General features: G+C 35.4%; 18 protein-coding genes and 1 other RNA gene. 16 read left to right on the top strand and 3 right to left on the bottom strand.

From position 1 onward, the window contains the following. Positions 1 to 12: 12 nt before the first annotated feature. The 15 genes from MWU56_RS07165 (at position 13) to MWU56_RS07095 (ending at position 12,770) form a co-directional block, all read left to right on the top strand. Positions 13 to 1,254, top strand: a complete 1,242-nt coding sequence (locus MWU56_RS07165) for an efflux RND transporter periplasmic adaptor subunit (protein WP_247043309.1) — start codon at positions 13 to 15, stop codon at positions 1,252 to 1,254. Between the two features lie 190 nt (positions 1,255 to 1,444). Beyond that, the gene (locus MWU56_RS07160) at positions 1,445 to 1,861 is read left to right on the top strand and encodes a Fur family transcriptional regulator (RefSeq protein ID WP_159612761.1); all 417 of its coding nucleotides are present in this window, start codon (positions 1,445 to 1,447) and stop codon (positions 1,859 to 1,861) included. Positions 1,862 to 1,875: 14 nt separating this feature from the next. Continuing rightward, entirely contained in the window at positions 1,876 to 3,867 is a 1,992-nt protein-coding gene (locus tag MWU56_RS07155; RefSeq protein WP_247043719.1) for a heavy metal translocating P-type ATPase, read from the top strand. Positions 3,868 to 4,027: 160 nt separating this feature from the next. Further along, entirely contained in the window at positions 4,028 to 4,870 is an 843-nt protein-coding gene (locus MWU56_RS07150) for an RteC domain-containing protein (protein ID WP_247043308.1), read from the top strand. Between the two features lie 275 nt (positions 4,871 to 5,145). Continuing rightward, positions 5,146 to 5,424 (top strand): helix-turn-helix domain-containing protein, encoded by a 279-nt coding sequence (locus tag MWU56_RS07145; RefSeq protein WP_224834830.1) that lies wholly within the window; start codon positions 5,146 to 5,148, stop codon positions 5,422 to 5,424. An 8-nt stretch (positions 5,425 to 5,432) separates the two neighbouring features. Then, positions 5,433 to 5,963: a hypothetical protein gene (locus MWU56_RS07140; protein WP_247043307.1), complete on the top strand. Its 531-nt coding sequence runs from the start codon at positions 5,433 to 5,435 to the stop codon at positions 5,961 to 5,963. Next, the gene (locus MWU56_RS07135) at positions 5,960 to 6,622 is read left to right on the top strand and encodes an ATPase (RefSeq protein WP_247043305.1); all 663 of its coding nucleotides are present in this window, start codon (positions 5,960 to 5,962) and stop codon (positions 6,620 to 6,622) included. Before MWU56_RS07140 ends, MWU56_RS07135 begins: the two co-directional genes overlap by 4 nt. 136 nt (positions 6,623 to 6,758) lie before the next feature. After that, complete coding sequence (locus MWU56_RS07130; RefSeq protein WP_247043303.1) at positions 6,759 to 7,847, top strand: AAA family ATPase; 1,089 nt, start codon at positions 6,759 to 6,761, stop codon at positions 7,845 to 7,847. Between the two features lies 1 nt (position 7,848). Continuing rightward, the gene (locus tag MWU56_RS07125; RefSeq protein ID WP_247043301.1) at positions 7,849 to 8,538 is read left to right on the top strand and encodes a hypothetical protein; all 690 of its coding nucleotides are present in this window, start codon (positions 7,849 to 7,851) and stop codon (positions 8,536 to 8,538) included. A gap of 42 nt (positions 8,539 to 8,580) precedes the next feature. Then, positions 8,581 to 10,200: a S8 family peptidase gene (locus tag MWU56_RS07120; protein ID WP_317236528.1), complete on the top strand. Its 1,620-nt coding sequence runs from the start codon at positions 8,581 to 8,583 to the stop codon at positions 10,198 to 10,200. 15 nt (positions 10,201 to 10,215) lie between these two features. Next, positions 10,216 to 10,476 (top strand): hypothetical protein, encoded by a 261-nt coding sequence (locus MWU56_RS07115; RefSeq protein WP_247043299.1) that lies wholly within the window; start codon positions 10,216 to 10,218, stop codon positions 10,474 to 10,476. Further along, positions 10,473 to 10,727 (top strand): hypothetical protein, encoded by a 255-nt coding sequence (locus tag MWU56_RS07110; RefSeq protein WP_247043298.1) that lies wholly within the window; start codon positions 10,473 to 10,475, stop codon positions 10,725 to 10,727. The genes MWU56_RS07115 and MWU56_RS07110 overlap by 4 nt, the downstream gene beginning before the upstream one ends. A 51-nt stretch (positions 10,728 to 10,778) precedes the next feature. Further along, positions 10,779 to 11,183, top strand: a complete 405-nt coding sequence (locus tag MWU56_RS07105) for a hypothetical protein (protein WP_247043297.1) — start codon at positions 10,779 to 10,781, stop codon at positions 11,181 to 11,183. Positions 11,184 to 11,199: 16 nt separating this feature from the next. Then, positions 11,200 to 11,883: a DUF4138 domain-containing protein gene (locus tag MWU56_RS07100; protein ID WP_247043296.1), complete on the top strand. Its 684-nt coding sequence runs from the start codon at positions 11,200 to 11,202 to the stop codon at positions 11,881 to 11,883. Positions 11,884 to 11,975: 92 nt separating this feature from the next. Continuing rightward, on the top strand, positions 11,976 to 12,770 hold the full coding sequence (locus MWU56_RS07095) for a cation transporter (protein WP_247043295.1): 795 nt from the start codon (positions 11,976 to 11,978) through the stop codon (positions 12,768 to 12,770). Positions 12,771 to 12,849: 79 nt separating this feature from the next. On the opposite strand, the gene MWU56_RS07090 is transcribed toward MWU56_RS07095, so the two are convergent. The 3 genes from MWU56_RS07090 to ssrA all read right to left on the bottom strand — a co-directional run bounded on the left by MWU56_RS07090 (position 12,850) and on the right by ssrA (position 16,275). Beyond that, on the bottom strand, positions 12,850 to 14,070 hold the full coding sequence (locus tag MWU56_RS07090; protein ID WP_247043294.1) for a site-specific integrase: 1,221 nt from the start codon (positions 14,068 to 14,070) through the stop codon (positions 12,850 to 12,852). 318 nt (positions 14,071 to 14,388) lie between these two features. Continuing rightward, positions 14,389 to 15,639, bottom strand: coding sequence for a site-specific integrase (locus MWU56_RS07085; protein WP_247043293.1), 1,251 nt, complete (start codon positions 15,637 to 15,639; stop codon positions 14,389 to 14,391). Positions 15,640 to 15,874: 235 nt separating this feature from the next. Next, positions 15,875 to 16,275, bottom strand: a transfer-messenger RNA (tmRNA) gene (ssrA, locus tag MWU56_RS07080). 242 nt (positions 16,276 to 16,517) lie between these two features. Between ssrA and MWU56_RS07075 the strand changes: the two genes are divergently transcribed. Further along, the gene (locus MWU56_RS07075) at positions 16,518 to 17,723 is read left to right on the top strand and encodes an NAD(P)-dependent oxidoreductase (RefSeq protein WP_247043292.1); all 1,206 of its coding nucleotides are present in this window, start codon (positions 16,518 to 16,520) and stop codon (positions 17,721 to 17,723) included. Positions 17,724 to 17,780 lie beyond the last annotated feature (57 nt).

The raw sequence follows: 17,780 nt of genomic DNA, 5'->3' as shown, positions 1-17,780 counted from the left end.
ACAAATAATAAGATGAAAACGCAAATAATAATGATTTTAATGCTGTCTCTAGTGCTTGCCCTTTTTATGGGCTGCAAAGAAGAAACAGAACAAGCGGTAGGGGAGGAAGCCTCAAAAACAGAAGAAACCCATGACCATAAAGAAGGAGAGGAATACGAAGAAAACGAAGAGAGTTCCGAAGAAGGCGAAGCAGTGCATTTATCCGAGCTAAAATTCAATAGCTTGGGCATTAAAGTAGGTGCTTTACCAACAAAATCGCTTTCAGGTGTGGTTAAAGCCAACGGACAATTGGAGGTGCCACCACAGTATGAAGCTACGGTAACTGCTATTTTGGGTGGTAACGTAAGCAGCATCAAAGTTATAGAAGGCGATAAAGTGCGTAAAGGACAGACCTTGGCATACCTTTCCCACCCCGACCTGTCCCAAATCCAGACCAATTATATAAAAACCTATAACAGGATGCAGTTTTTGGAAAAAGAATACGAACGCCAAAAACGATTATATGAAGAAAAGGTAGGTTCGGGAAAAACGTTTCAACAAACGGAGTCTGAATACCAATCGATTAAAGCAGAGGTAAAAGGCTATGAATCTCAGTTACGACAATTGAACATAAGTGCTTCAAAAATAAGGAACGGTGAAATTTACGAATATATTCCGGTAACAAGCCCTATTGCTGGTTATATAGAGAAAGTAAAAGTTCAAATGGGACAGTATGTAGCATCGCAAACCCCTATGTTTGAAATTGTGGATAATGAGCATATTCATGCGGATCTAATGGTTTTTGAAAAGGACATCCATAAGGTTAAAAAGGGACAGAAAATCTCTTTTACGTTAGAATCGGTTCCCAATAGCAACCTTACCGGTGAAATTTATTCCGTAGGAAAGCAATTTGAACAGAACCCCAAGGCCGTACACATACACGCAGAAATAGATAAAAAAGAAGATTTCCTTATCCCTGGAATGTATATCAATGGAAAAATAAGGACTGGTGAGGCACCGGTGACGGCCTTACCAGAAGATGCCATTATAGAAGAAGGTGGAAAACCGTTCATTTTTACAGCACAAAAACATTTGGAAGATGGTAAGGTTGAATGGGAGTTAAAACCTCTTGAAATCCGTACAGGAATAACTGAAGATGGCTGGGTGGAAATAAAACTATTGGAACCGCTTGTTGAGGATGTTCAAGTGGTATTCAACAATGCCTACTACTTAATATCGGAAATGCAAAAAAGCGAAACGTCGCATAGTCATTAATAAAATATAAAAATTGATTTTGATTGATTGGTTGGTAAGGGTCTGTTCGATTTCGTCCATAAGGAAGATAAAACGGCAGGCCCATTCAAAAAGCAATTCATGAAATAAGGAAAATGATAAAAATGAATTCACTAGCAAAATGAAATAAAATGCTAAGGATTATCAATCATTACTGGCAACACTTAATAAAATGGAACAAATTGTAAAAATACTAGAAGATAAAGGGGTTCGCCCTACTGCAATGCGATTATTGGTATATAAATTATTGGTGAATAGAGAAAATGCCATAAGCTTAGGCGAACTGGAAAAAGACTTTAAAACCTCTGAGCGAAGTACGCTCTATCGGACTATAAAAACATTTGAAGAAATTGGATTGGTACATTCGATAGAAGATGGCACTGGTATCATAAAATATGCTATTTGTGAAAATCATTCTACTTCTAAGGAAAATAATGACCTGCACCTACATTTTAGATGCAACACATGCCAAGAAACGGTATGCTTGACAGATTATAAAATCCCACAAATCAACCTTCCCAAAGGTTATATATCAGAAGATATGAACCTTACGGTAAAAGGCATTTGTGAAAAATGTAATATGGATTAAAACATTGAGATATGATGAATAAAAGCGAAAAACACCACAAAGAAGATGGTCACAACCATGACCACGGAGGTATTTTTGGAAAAAACACGGAGCTCTATTTTGCAATTTTAAGTGGTATTTGTTTAATCACAGGATATTTACTGGAAAAATATGGAAGTATTTCAAGTAATATTCCTTTTGGATTATATATTTCAGCTTACTTTTTTGGAGGGTATTTTACCTTAAAAGAAGCCATTACAAAAATCTCAAAAGGTGAGTTTGAAATTGATTTTTTAATGCTTGTGGCTGCGGCAGGCGCAGCTTATTTAGGAGAATGGGCAGAAGGTGCCTTATTGTTGTTCCTTTTTAGTTTGGGCCATGCCTTGGAAAATTATGCTATGGGAAAAGCAAAAAAATCCATTGCGGCCCTTACTGATTTAGCCCCTAAAACGGCATTGTTGAAAAAAGGAAAGAAAACTGAAGAAGTAGCCATCGAGACCTTAAAAATTGGAGATGTCATTGTTATTCGTCCTAACAGTAAAATTTCAGCAGATGGTATTATTGTTAGTGGATCAAGTAGCATAAATCAGGCACCTATTACGGGAGAGAGCGTTCCTGTAGATAAAAAGGCCATAGAAAATCCAGATATAAATTATGAGAACCATAACAATATCCCCGAAGAAAGCCTGGTGTTTTCAGGAACCATAAATGGAAACAATGTTTTAGAAGTAAAAGTCATTAAAGAAGCACAGGATTCTACTCTGAGCAGATTGGTAACCATGGTTCAAAATGCACAAGAGCAAAAGTCACCTACGCAATTGTTGACCGATAAATTCGAAAAAATCTTCGTGCCCTCGGTAATCCTGCTGGTCATCCTACTTAATTTTGCTTTTCTAATCATTGATGAAACTTGGAACGAAAGCTTATATCGTTCCTTAGCAGTTTTAGTCGCTGCAAGCCCTTGTGCATTGGCTATTTCAACACCATCGGCAGTACTAAGTGGTGTAGCTAGGGCAGCCCGTGGAGGGGTTTTGATAAAAGGGGGGCGACCGTTGGAAGATTTAGGCTCCTTAACTGCCTTGGCATTTGATAAAACGGGGACTCTTACCGAAGGGAAACCAAAACTGACCGATACCATTGGTTTTGGCGGCATCAAAAAAGAAGACTTACTAAAAGTAGCTATTGCCGTTGAGGAGCTGAGCGACCATCCATTAGCCAAAGCAGTAGTTAGAGATGGGAAAACGAAATTATCTCCAGATATGAATATCCCCAATGCGAGTAATACAGAAGCTATACAAGGGAAAGGCATCAAAGCAGAATATCAAGGCAAACACGTTTACATTGGCAATCTAGAGCTGTTTGATGATACAGACAATGGTGTTCCAAAAGAAGTGGCTGAAAAAGTACATTCATTGGAAGGAGAAGGAAAGACAACGATGTTGATAAAACTTGGAAATGAATTCATAGGCATATTGGGGCTAATGGATACGCCTAGAGAAAAAGCAAAAGAAACCTTAGTACAACTAAAGAAAATAGGCATCAAAAAAATGATTATGCTTACAGGCGACAACCAAAAAGTAGCAGATGCCGTAGCTCAAGAAATAGGATTGACTGAAGCTAGGGGAAGTTTACTCCCAGAAGAAAAAGTTGAGGCTATAAAGCAACTGGCTTTACAAGAAAAGAGGATAGCGATGATTGGTGACGGAGTAAACGACGCTCCTGCCATGGCGAACAGTACGGTAGGCATTGCCATGGGAGCTGCCGGTAGTGATGTGGCATTGGAAACTGCTGATATCGCATTAATGGCAGATAAATTGGAGGTTCTGCCTTTTGCCATTGGCTTAAGTAAAAGCTCCAAATCCATAATAAGGCAAAATTTATGGATAAGCCTTGGAATTGTAGCCCTACTTATACCATCTACGATTATGGGATGGGCAAGTATAGGAATTGCCGTAGCTATCCACGAAGGTTCAACCTTAATTGTAGTTATTAATGCGCTACGATTATTGACGTTTAAAAAAAGATAAAAGTAAACTACAGAAACCCATTGAATATTTGAGCCGTATTGGAGGTGACACAGAAAAGTCTTTAGCACATCAAAAGAAGGGTTTACTAAATGGTTTGCAACGGAGAAAAGGATCTTAATAAATCCATTTGTATCATTGAAATTCTAAAAAGTTTAAGAAATTGAAGTTTTATGAAGAAACAATTAAGAGGTTAAACACAGAACTCGATACTATTGAGTCTGGAATTGAAAATCCCCTTTTTATTGCTGAAAAAGGTATAAAACTAGTTAAAACTATATTATCGGAAGTTAGAACCGAGGTTTTGAGCCAGGGGTTCCAATCTCAGGTTGACGAAATCAACTTTTTCAAAAACATAAAACCATATATTTATAGCAAACTGATTTACTATGCAAAACTTTTCAACCTGGAAAGTAAACGTCCAAGAAGTAGTAGAAAAACACAAGTAAAATATTTTAATTCCCATATAGACAAACTACAGACTTTTTTCAATGAGAACTTAGATTTTTATCACTATTACAGAAGAGGGGCAACTTCATTCGACAAACATTATTTTTTAAGAAGTGAAGCAGATATTCGTCTTTTTCCTGAGAATTTCCACTTTTTTGAAGATGAACAGTTTTCAACAAGTCATGATGGTACCGTCGCAACAATTTTAGCCTACGACCTCCTTATTATCCATTTAAAGAGGGAAATTGACAAATTGGAAAATAATAGAAATCATTTCGGTGAAGGTATGTTGCACAAAAAAACGAGGCTTACCTGGACTGCCCATAAAATTTATTTGATAGAGTTGATATATGCCTTACATAGTACAGATGCTATTAATAACGGAACAGCTGACATCAAGGATATTGCATATTTTGTAGAACGAATTTTCAGAATTGATTTGGGTGACTATTATAGGGTATTTTTGGAAATAAGAATGCGAAAAAATGGTAGAACCAAGTTTTTGAACATCCTGAAGGAAGAATTGATGAAACGCATGGATGAAACCGATAATTAAACACCCAAGATAGTCTATCTTGGGTGTTTTGCTTTTCACAGAGCATCTCATTCTATTTATATGTTTTTGTAGTTATCATGGGCTCAACGAAAACCTAAATCCATCTAATATAACCTATTGAAAATGAGTAAAAAATAATACCCAAGACGCCATATCTTGTGAATAAAAATCACCAAACCCTATCAATTTTGTAAAACGAAAGTCAAATCAGTAGAGAGGCCATCAAATTAGGTGATAGTAAGGCGGTGGCCTCTTTTATTAAAATCGTTTTACAAATGGGAGCAACTATCATCACTACAGAAGACTTGATGGAATTCAAATTGGAATTACTCGAAGACATCAAGCAACTTTTACAAAACCAAAACGGGCAGCCTGCTAAAAAGTGGCTCAAATCTCCAGAGGTTAGAGAGCTTTTAGGCATCTCTCCAGGAACTTTGCAAAACCTGCGTATAAATGGCACATTGCCTTTTACCAAAATTGGTGGGGTTTTATACTACGACTATCAGGAAATTATGCAGGTTTTAGAACAAAACAGAATTCATAATAAATTCTGAACCTTGTTTTGAAAGACATCAATTATATCAAGCACCTCAATGGGGTGTTTGAGCAATTTTCCAAGGACAGTAGATTAAATCCAACCCATATCAGCTTGTATGTAGCCTTGTTCCAAATTTGGAACAACAATTTCTTTAAAGATGAATTCTACATCAACCGAGAAGAAGTCATGGGCTTTTCCAAAATAGGTTCTAAATCTACTTACCACCGTTGCATCAAAGAATTGAGCCATTGGAACTATTTGCTCTACACGCCATCTCACAATCCATTTAAAGGCAGCAGAATCAAGATGTACAATTTTGGGACAAGTACCGAACAAGCTCTGTACCCAAGCCGTACCAAAATGGAGACAAGTACTGGACAAGCATTGGTACCTATAAACAAACATATACAAACTATAGAAAACAGTAAAAACTTAAACAAACGGCAAATTTTAGAAAATTCAAATTCAGAAAATGAAGAAAACCATTTGGCAAGTATCCTATATCAGGACAACCTAAAGACCAGTTCGGATAAAAACTACAATGACCCTTTATGAGCAATCCAAAACCACATATCATTGTTGAAGGAGCTGTACAGTATTCTTTGGGTACCATGAGAGGCAATCAAATTTTGTATGATTTTGATAAAATGTTAATCTATCTGGATGCTAAAGGAAAGTTGCTTTTCGGGCAGAAATTTAAAATCTATAAAGAAGACCGTGATATTCTATACAGACTATGCCTATACTTTATCCAGGATAGAATTGCATGCAAAGAATTCGGGATTGATATCGACAAGGGGATTTTACTTTCTGGTCCTGTAGGCTGTGGTAAAACTTCTTTGATTCGATTATTAAAACACCTAGTACCGCATCGAAAGCCCTACGAAGTTGTACCCACCCGAAACATTGTCTTTGGATTTAATCATATCGGTTACAAGGCCATTGAAGATTATGGCAATACCCAATTTTTTTGCTTTGATGATTTAGGGGTCGAACCTATGGGTAGGCACTATGGCAAAGATTGTAATGTGATGGGAGAAATCCTATTATCTCGCCATGACTTATTTCTTAACAGGAACATTAAAACCCATGCCACTACCAACTTAAATGCTGCAGAATTGGAAGAGCTCTATGGGATTCGTGTTCGTAGCCGAATGCGACAGCTTTTTAATTTAGTTGCTTTTGATAAGGAGAGTAGGGATAAAAGGAAATAATCACGACAACTCCTTTATTATTAACGAATTTGCGTGTTATTATTACGTTTTGTTTTAAAAATATTACGTTTTTAGTATTTTTTATTACGATAATTAGTATATTTGTTACGAACATTGAAAATAATATTACATATATATGTATACAGAACTAATTAAAATAATTGAAGGAGGACTTAATAATGATGCTAAAAAAGTCGTGAGCTATTCTAGGCACTTAGCTAAAAAACTAAGAGAGGATGGTGCAGACAAACTCGCTGATAAAATTCTAAAAACTATAGATGGGTCTAGAGGCATTCCTGTATTTAAAGACCAGCTTTTTGACGCACCAGTAGATAATGATACCAGACTAAATATTGCTGACGTTTTATTACCTCAGGATATTAAGCTTGATTTCTCTATATCTGACACAATAAAAAACCCAATAGATAATTTCATATCATTGGTAAATTCTAAAAATGATATCAAAAGCAAGGGGTTACAAATCAATCTCTCAATGTTGTTATATGGCCCACCAGGTTGTGGTAAAACTACTTTAGCTAAACATATTGCAAAAGAATTAGACATTCCAATCGTTATTGCAAGATTTGATTCTTTAATATCGTCATTACTTGGTAGTACGGCTAAAAATATTAGAAAACTATTTGATTATGCAAAGAGTAAGCCTTGCATATTGTTTTTAGATGAATTTGACGCTATAGCCAAAGCCAGAGATGATAATCACGAAACTGGAGAATTAAAAAGAGTTATTAATAGTTTATTACAGAACATTGATGATTTCTTAGAAACAGGTATACTTATAGCTGCCACTAATCACGAACAGTTACTTGATAGTGCAGTATGGAGAAGGTTTGAAAAGATTGTTAACGTAAACAAACCTAATTCAGATGAAATCAGAAATCTTATAAGTAATTATTTCAGTAAAGTAAATTCTAAGATTGATATCGAAGACAAAAAATTTGATACACTTTCAGGGTACTTAAATGACCTTTCACATTCAGAGATAATTAAGATTGTTAACAGTGCTTACTATAATTCTATAATAAGTAAAAAGGAGTTTCAGTATGATGAAATATTCTCTGAATTTTTTAAATATAAAACCAATAATAGGTATACATCAGAAGAAATGATAACATTTTTAAATGAGAGTCATATACCTCAAAAACAAATAGCTACTTACTTAGACATTTCAATAAGACAAGTTCGTAACGCATTAATAGCAGAATAAGATGGCAAAGAAAAATTTACCTATAAAATTGTTTCAAAAGAGACGTATTGACGAGCGTCAAACTGAAGGTAGTGGTAGTTCTACACCACCAAAATGGGTATTGACTGGCGATGAACTTGAAGAAAGAGCAGAAATACTTCTTGAACCATTTTCAGGTATCGAAGGAGAATTTACTGCTAGACCATCATACAGGGATTTTATTCCAGTCACCCTTAAAGTTGACATTGATGATAATGCAATTGCAAAATCGCATCGAAAGGATGTTCAAAAACTGTTCAATGGTAGATTATCGAAAAATAATATAATCGGTTTTGTAGATTCTAATAGTGCCATAGTCAAGGTTGACAGTTTAGAAGAAAGTAATCAGATACAGCGAAACATCAGGAATTTTAATAGGAATGCAAAATCCGTTTCTGCAATTGAGTCTATTGAAATATTTAGACCTTATTTGGTAGCACCTAAAGAAGATGAAGCCTTAAAAATATCACTAATCGATTTTCTAAATTATGAGCTCAATAATTCCGTAAAGATGGCATTTAAAAAGTTCTGTCAAGAGTTGAATATTGAGGTTAAGGAAGCTTTTTATTCCTCTGGACTTATAATTTACAGAGCACAAAAAATAGATGAGGCCATTCTCGATAAGCTTAGTGAGTTCGAAGCATTAGAATCAATAACTTTTATGCCGAAGTAAAAGGTTGGTTTAGACACTCTTGATACGCAGTCAACTCTTGAAATCAAAAGACCAGATTCTAGAAGAGATTATCCAGTTGTAGGGGTTCTAGATACGGGAATAGCTAAAAACAGTTACCTAAATGCGTGGTTAGAAGATGACAACTTCTCTTCATATCCAGAAGAACTTATTGACCCTATGCATGGCACCTGTGTCTCAAGTATAATTTTATATGGTGACCAGTTAGAAAATGAAGGTGCTACTGGTAATACAGGTGTCAAATTATTTGATGCAACGGTTTTTCCTGATAAAAACAAGGAAATGATTTATGAAGATGAATTGGTTGAAAATATTAGAGAAGCAATAAAAACCAATAATCGTATAAAAATTTGGAATTTATCCCTCGGTACAGAAATCGATTCAGATATAAATCAATTTTCAGATTTCGGGATTGCATTAGATAACATCCAAGAATCTTATGATGTTATGATTTGCAAATCTGCAGGTAACTGTAAAAACTTCAAGGATGGTAGACCTAAAGGTAGAATTGCAAAATCTGCCGACTCAATTCGTTCTTTAGTTGTTGGGTCAGTTGCACAAAGTAAAAACGGGCACGATATTTCAGAGTTTTTACATCCTTCACCATTTACCCGTGTAGGCCCAGGGCCAGCAAATAGCATAAAGCCTGAACTAGTTACTATCGGTGGAAATGCAGGTGTTAATGGTAGCGGAATTGTTACTAATGGTGTTCAGGCAATCGACCCTGCTGGTAATATTGTAAAAATACCAGGTACAAGTTTTGCAACACCAAGGGTTACAGCACTTCTGTCCGAGTTAAATTTCAAAATCAACGAAGATTTTAATCCAACGTTGCTGAAAGCTTTGACCATCCACTCAGCAAAGTACCCCTCAGAACTTTCAATTCCTATCAATGAGAGAATCAACCAAATGGGGTTTGGGATTCCTACTTCAGCAGATGATATAATTTTTAATGACCCTCACGAAATTACCTTAATACTTCAAGAGAATATCGTTAAAGGTGAATTCATTGAAATACTTGAATTTCCCTTTCCTGAGAGCCTTGTCGATGAAGAAGGCTTTTTCTATGGTGATGTAAAAGTAACATTGGTAGCTCAGCCTGTACTTAGAGAAAAGCAAGGTGCAGAATATTGTCAATCAAACTTAGATGTAAAATTTGGCACCTATGAGAATATCAAAGATAGAGATATAACCAAAACGAACATTCTAAATGAGTTCGGTCCAGACGATGCTCAAAACGTTCTACGCGATTCAAATTATCGTGCTGCGTACAAAAGGGATACATCAAGTGAATATGCCAGAGAAAGAATGTTGCTTAACTATGGAAATAAATATCAGCCAGTAAAAAAGTATTCAGTAAACCTTAATGAAATGACATCATCCAACAAGGAGCACAATCTTAGGTCAGAAAGAAAATGGTATGCTAAAATTATTGGTACTTATCGTGATTTTGCAGAAACCTTAGCACAACAAGATGGGGAAATACTAAATCAAGATTTTACACTAATTGTTACTATCAGGGATAATAAAAGACAACATAACATTTATAATGAAGTTACACAGCTATTGGAAAATAGGAACTTTTTGCATTCCAACATCAAACTTAGGGAAGAAGTTCGTGTAGACATAAACAAGAAATCTTAAAAAATAAATTGAAGTATGACATTAATCGAATCCATACTTAGTATTTGTGGATTAATTGCCGTAGTTGCAGGCTTTATTTTCTGGCATAATAGTACTTTAAAAAAGGTTGAAGAAAAATTTGAGTCTAAAATTGATTTGCTAACATCCAAGTACCAGAATTTAAAAGACGAAATGAAGGATTTGAAGCATCGCGACGATTTGCAGCAAATGGCAATTAATGGAATTAAAGAACTGTGGCCTTTCATAAATGATAAAATCAAAAAATTAGACCAATGATGACAATGCACGAATACAGACGTTTGTCCGAGTTGGGCGACCGTATAAAAGCAAATTTAGCTAGTAAAAAAGAAAAGGATGAGTATATGAAACTTTTACATAAAAGCGGAAGTATATCTCAATCTCAATACGATGAATATCTAAATCAACAAGGAACAAAGCAAGGGGACGATTTAGTAGGGGCAGCTTTAGCTGTTGGAGCAATCTTTTTAATAGGTTATTTAATTAAGCAATTAGGAAGAAACGATTAATAAATGAGTACAGAAAGCAACATTTCATTAATAAGTGAAAAAGTAATTTAGATGGCTGGCGAGGCAAGTGTATTTCAAACAGGTGGAGGAGGTTTTAATTATGAAAATTATGTACAAGCATCATTTTTATTACAAATGATGATTAATGGAATAATACCATCATTCACCAATGGAAGTATTAATGAAATTGGATTTCAAAATAAAAATAAAGGGTATCAAACTGATGATTTATTCTTAAAGGTAGAAGAAGATAATATTACTAAAAGGATAGTTTCTCAAATAAAATATAATATTCCAATTTCATCAAAAAATGAAGTTTTTAATGAGGTAATTAAGGCCTTTTGGGAAGATTTTAATGACTCTAATCTTTTTGATAAACAGCACGATAAAATGTTTCTCATAAAATCTAGCCTAACCAATAATGATAAAAACAATATAGCTTATTTATGCCAATGATAAAAAGAATGTTGCCTTGTTTTTCCCGGAACCCATTCGCCAGGGTATTACTGGTGCATCCAATTTTGTTTTTACCTACAACAGAGAAAAAGAACAGTATTTTGGTTTGCTGCAAGCCACTCCGGGAACCGAAAGTAATCTTTTGACCGTTACCAAAAATGGTCAGGTCTATTCCTATATTTTAAAGTACAAAGAACAGCTGTCGAAACTGAACTACTTCATTTCATTAAAAGAAAGTATCGGTAGTGAACGACCTATAGTTTTAAAACAAGAACCAATTGTTCAGTCATCAGATAGGATAGACCATTTTAAAAAGTTCAGTAACTATTTGTTGAAATCAAATTCTGGTTCTATCGCAACCAAACGGAAAAAAGGTGTCAAATTACAGTTGCAAAAGATGGTTTATAACACTTCTGAAGTTTATCTGATTTTAGAAATCAAGAATAAATCTGAAATCGATTTTGAGGTGGATTATTTAAACATCTATCGGGTAAACGGAAACAAGAAACGTAAGGCCTCATATCAAAAACTATTGATACAAGCCGATTATATGCATGAAATGCCGAGTACTGTCAAAGTTAGGAAATCACACAGATTTATATATGTGCTACCCAAGTTTGTGTTAGGGGATAATGAAAAGTTGATGTTGGAATTGCATGAATTGAGAGGGAGTAGAAAAGTGATTATGAATACTAGATAATATAATTGTCTAACAACCCTTTTGTGCTAATTCAAGTATCTTTGTTATAAATATAACAATCTATGTTTGGTTTTTAAAGGCCAAGAAATCATATGCAAAAAACAATATTTGAAATTACCAAAATGGACTGTCCTTCTGAGGAAAATCTAATCCGAATGAAACTGGATGGAATTTCAAGTATTGCGAATCTGAACTTTGATATACCTAACCGCAAATTGACTGTATTCCATAATGGAGAAATCCAACAAATTGAACAATCGATTTACGAACTGAATCTAGGTGGTAAAAAAGTATCTACCGAAGATACTGACCAAACAGACTTTAAAGATAATACAGACCAAAAGAAACTACTATGGACTGTGCTTGGAATCAATTTTGCATTTTTCGTAATTGAAATGACAACAGGAGTGCTTTCAAAATCTATGGGACTCGTTGCCGATAGTTTGGATATGTTAGCTGATAGCTTTGTGTATGGCATTAGTTTGTTTGCAGTAGGTGGAACCCTGGTCAGAAAAAAAAGGATTGCAAAAATTGCTGGATATTTTCAAATAACACTGGCTATTATTGGTTTTATTGAAGTCTTAAGAAGGTTTTTTGGAACAGAGAGATTACCTGACTTCTCAACAATGATTATCGTTTCAATTTTTGCACTCATAGCAAATGGTATTTGTCTATACATTTTGCAGAAGTCAAAGAGTAAAGAAGAAGCGCACATGAAAGCAAGCATGATTTTTACCTCAAATGATGTCATTATTAATTTGGGTGTTATAACTGCTGGACTTCTGGTTAATTGGTTAAGTTCCAATAAACCTGATTTGATTATTGGAACCATAGTCTTTATTCTTGTAATTCAAGGCGCATTCAGGATATTGAAGCTAAGTAAATGATAAGCTAACTTCATAGAAATAGGCCATAATTAACCCCTCAATTAAAAACAGACTTAAAATATTTTTTGTGCTTTTCTTACTATGAAATTTGTTTTCTCAATACGTTCATATCCTCACTAATTTTTTGCTCAATTACTCTGGAATAAATCAGGGTTGTGACAATTTTGGTATGCCCTAATAACTTTGACACGGTTTCTATAGGAACACCATTGCTCAATGTTATGGTTGTAGCAAATGTGTGTCGTGCCATATGAAAAGTAAGGTTCTTTGATATTTTGCATTTATCAGCCACTTCCTTTAAATAGCTATTTAGCTTTTGATTCGAGATATGGGGCATCAACCCATTTCTGAATTCGGTTCTTGGGTGGTTTTTATATTTGTTTATCAAAGTTTCAACAACCGGTAATATTGGAATTTTAATTGGAATTCCAGTCTTTTTTCGCTCTGTCATTATCCAATGATTTCCATCAACACCACAAGAGATATTATCTGGAGTGAGTTTCATGATGTCTATATAAGACATCCCCGTATAACAACTAAAAACGAACAAGTCCTTGACCATCATGAGCCTTTCTATAGAAGATTGAAAACTTTCAATTTCTAGAAGTTCCGACTTGGTAAGAAATTCTCGTTCTTTCTTTTCCAATTTGGGTTTAAATTTCACAAAAGGGTCTCTCCCTATCCACTCCATATTATAAGCCAGAGTAATCATTTTTCTCAATCTTTGAATATGTTTCATAGCAGCATTATTGCCAATGGTTCCTTGTGAAGCTCTCGACCTATACGACCTTAAAAAGCTTTCAAAACCTAGTATAAAAGCATAATCTAAATTTTGAAGCTGGATATTGGAAGCTTTGTACTTTGCTTCTAAATAAGTGAAGACATACTTCTGGGTGGTTTTGTAATGTCCAATGGTACATTTTGCTAGTTTATACGCCATATTCTGATTGTGATAATCAAAAATATCACTGATATAAAAGTGTTTTTTATCCTCGCCTAAATATCTGGCCTTAATAAGTTCAGCAGTCAACATTTTGCCTTCCGATTTTAGGTCTCGGTAGCTTTGAATGATTTCTGCTTTTATTTCGTCAAGATGCAGATTTAATTCCCTGGCCTCTTTTCCGTTGCCTCTTACTTTTTGAGACTTGGCGTCCCAGGAATTCAAATTTACTTTTCGCTTAAGACTGATATTTACCTTTTTGCCATTGACAGTAATTCTTACGTAGATGTTTGATTGATTGTTTTGCGCTCTTTTGGCATAGACCCAAAAAAGGATTGAGAATGTTTGTGTAGTACGCATAGTTGTCGTCTTTACAATGTTGAACATTAATTGAGACGAAAGTCAAATCAACTATACAAGATGTTGTTGTAGTTCAAGGGGTGGACAATGTGTTGACGATTAAAAAAACACGTTGACGCTTTGTGAACATATAAATTTAAAAAAATCGTTTTTAAACTTACCTCTTAAAAACAACAAACCTCACTAAATCATATATTTAGCGAGGTTTTATTATAATTTGCTTTTTTTAAAAGCGGTCTGGACGGGACTCGAACCTGCGACCCCCTGCGTGACAGGCATAAATAATTCGTTAAAAAACTTGTCTTGGAAAATAACATGCTAAGTATTTGTCTTTTTTCCAAGTCTTTGTACTTGTTCATTTGCCAAGATACCTTTAAGGGTGGCCATATCTTCACTAACCTTTCTATCAATGATCTTGGCATAATGCTGGGTGGTCCTTAGATTTTTGTGACCTAACATTTGCCCTACTGTTTCTATCGGAACTCCATTGGAAAGAGTTACAGTGGTAGCGAAAGTATGTCTGGCTAAATGAGTGGTGAGATTCTTTTTGATGCCACAGAGGTCAGCAATTTCCTTAAGATAGGCGTTTGATTTCTGGTTGCTCAACACTGGCAATACACAATCCCCATTAACAATTTTGGGATGGTTTTGATATTTTTCGATAATGCCAAGGGCAGTTGGGAGTAGGGGAATGCCCAACCTGGATTTGGTTTTGGTACGCTTGGATTTGATCCAAAGGCTTCCGTCAATATGTTTTACGATATTATCAGGATGTAGTTTTTGAACATCGATATACGAAAGCCCTGTGTAACAACAGAAAACAAACATATCCCGGACCACATTCAAACGTTCCCCATCAATTTCTTTGTCCACCAAAGTCTGTAGTTCCTCTTTGGATAGGAATTCTCGTTCCACCGTTTTGAATTGTACTTTGTAGTTGTAAAAAGGGTCTTTGCTAATCCACTCATGGGCCACCGCCATTCGGATGATCTTCTTGAAATTGTTGATGTATTTCAAAGCAGAGTTGTGATTACATTCTTTGGCTGTTTTTAGAAAGTATTCAAATCCTTTAATGAATTTTAAATTCACATCTCGGACCGGGATGTCTGATTTTTGGAATTCAGACTTAACAAACTCAGCTATGTGGTTTCTTGTAGTATAATATCTTTTGTATGTGCCCAGGGCGAATTCAATATCAATCAGTTTTTTCATTTGCTGGTTATGTTCATCGAAAAGTTCTAACAACATCTTGACCCTTTTATCATTGCCTAAAAATTTATCCTTTACATCATGTACTGTGAAAAATTCTCCTTCCTCTACTAATTCATGGTGAATTTTATTCACTTTATGGCGAACAGTGGCCATAAATCGACTTAATTCTTCTGCTTCAACTCCCTTTCCTTTCAATCTGTTCATTCTTGAGTCCCATTTTTCAGGGTCGATTTTTCTATGAAGGCTTATTACAGATCGTATGCCATTTACCGTTAATCTTAGGTATAGTCCAGCTTTTCCGTTCTTGTCGAGGCGTTTGTCTTTAAGGTAAAATAAGACCGCAAAGGAATTTGACATGTTTTGGGTATCGATTTATGTCAATAAAGGTATAAAAAATAACTCATTGAAGTTTTGTAAAATATTAAAAAAGAATAAATTACAGAGAAATCGATACCTTTTTTAATTTTTTAAAATGGGTATCGATTAGGTGTCTTTTGAATTGAATATATTTGAGTTTAAATAAAACTAAATAAAATAAAAAAACCTGTAAATCAGTAATTTACAGGTTTGTTGTTGTGTTTTAATGGTAATTTAGTGGAGCCGGAGGGATTCGAACCCTCGTCCAAACAAGCAATAACCATGCCTTCTACATGCTTAGTATCTGCTTAGTTTTCGATGTATACCTGACCAGATACGGCCTAATATACACTTATCTTCTTTAGGTTTTAGAGGTGACGCCAAAGCGAACGAACACCCTTGTGTTGACTTTTTTGGTGCTCCAAAACGAATCGCCGTCAACAAGGGCTATTCTGGAACATCTCGCTTCCCTACCTAGTAGGGACGAGGCAAATCTTACTATAATTCAGATTATGCGGCAAGAGCGTAATTGTTTTCGCCAATTAAAAAGTGTGAAACATGAGATTAACGAGCTATATCCCAGCGCTCGACATGCTTACATCGCCATTGGTCTTGCTGTCAAAACCAGTCGGCCCCTTTATGAAATGTCATTCCTGTGTTGGCAGGAACCTCTCATATTTTTATCAAAGAACTCCTTTAGGACGTTTCCCAAATCTTGTTGAACAAGCTTTAGGTCGGGTTATTGGCTCTACAACTGGGTAGTAGCCTTTATCCCTAACGAAGGTCGGCAAAGATAAACCATATCCATCAAACAATAAAAAGTTTGCTTACCCTACCTAATACCCTTATTTTGGTCAATAATTATACCAAGATTGTTTATGAAGTTCGGAATCATTAGGGAGCGTAAAAATCCACCCGATCGTAGGGTAGTATTGTCACCAAAGGAATGCCAAAATGTCCTTTTAAAATTCCCCAAAGCCCAAATTTTTGTGGAATCATCACCTATTCGGGTATTTTCGGATTGTGAGTATGCGGAAAAAGGACTGGAAATTGTGCAGGATGTAAATTCTTGCGAAGTGCTCCTTGGTGTAAAAGAGGTTCCTATAGACGCATTGGTTCCAAATAAAAAATACTTCTTTTTTTCCCATACCATAAAAAAACAACCTTATAATAGAGAACTCCTCAAGGCAATTTTGGATAAAAACATCGAACTGTATGATCATGAGGTTATTACCAATCCTAAAGGGGTTAGGCTAGTGGCTTTTGGTCGCTTTGCAGGTATTGTTGGTGCATATAATGGTTTTAGGGCCTACGGGTTAAAATACGGTTTGTTTCAACTGCCCAAAGCAGAGGACTTACTGGATCAAGAGGCTTTGATTTCAGAATTACACAAAATAAAACTTCCGAACATAAAAATATTGTTAACAGGGAAGGGCAGAGTGGGCAACGGCGCAAAGGAAATGCTCGACGCAATGGGATTGACAGAGGTCGATGTGGTTAAGTATTTATCGGATACATGTAACGAACCGGTATATTGTCAAATCGATGTATCTCAATACGTTAAGCGTAAAGATGAAGTTAAAGGAAGTAAAGCGGATTTTTTCCAAAACCCTGAAATGTACGAATCCAACTTTTTCCGCTTTGCCAAAGTAACCGATTTTTTTATAGCAGGTCACTTTTATGGTGATGGAGCCCCTTATTTGTACACTCGTAAAGATGCCAAACAACCCGATTTTAAAATAAAAACAGTAGCGGATATCAGCTGCGATATTGATGGTCCGGTTGCATCCACTATACGTTCATCTACTATTGCAGACCCCATTTATGGGTACGACCCTGTTTCCGAAACAGAAACTGATTTTAAAGATGAAAATGCCATTGCAGTAATGGCTGTGGATAATCTTCCGTGCGAACTTCCAAGAGATGCCAGTGTTGGTTTTGGAGAAGCATTTTCAAAATATGTGATTCCTTCTTTTTTTAATAATGATGCTGATGGATTATTGGATAGGGCCAGGATGACCCAAAACGGGAAACTAACACCATCGTATGCTTATCTTCAGGATTTTGTGGATGGTAATGAATAGGGACATTAACATATCTAATTTAGAATAGATGATATCGTTTTATATTTGATAGTAGCT

The organism is Allomuricauda sp. F6463D, assembly GCF_023015965.1.
GTDB lineage: Bacteria > Bacteroidota > Bacteroidia > Flavobacteriales > Flavobacteriaceae > Flagellimonas.
The sequence above is the reverse complement of the archived record's forward strand: the minus strand, read 5'-3'. Positions and strand labels throughout refer to the sequence as shown.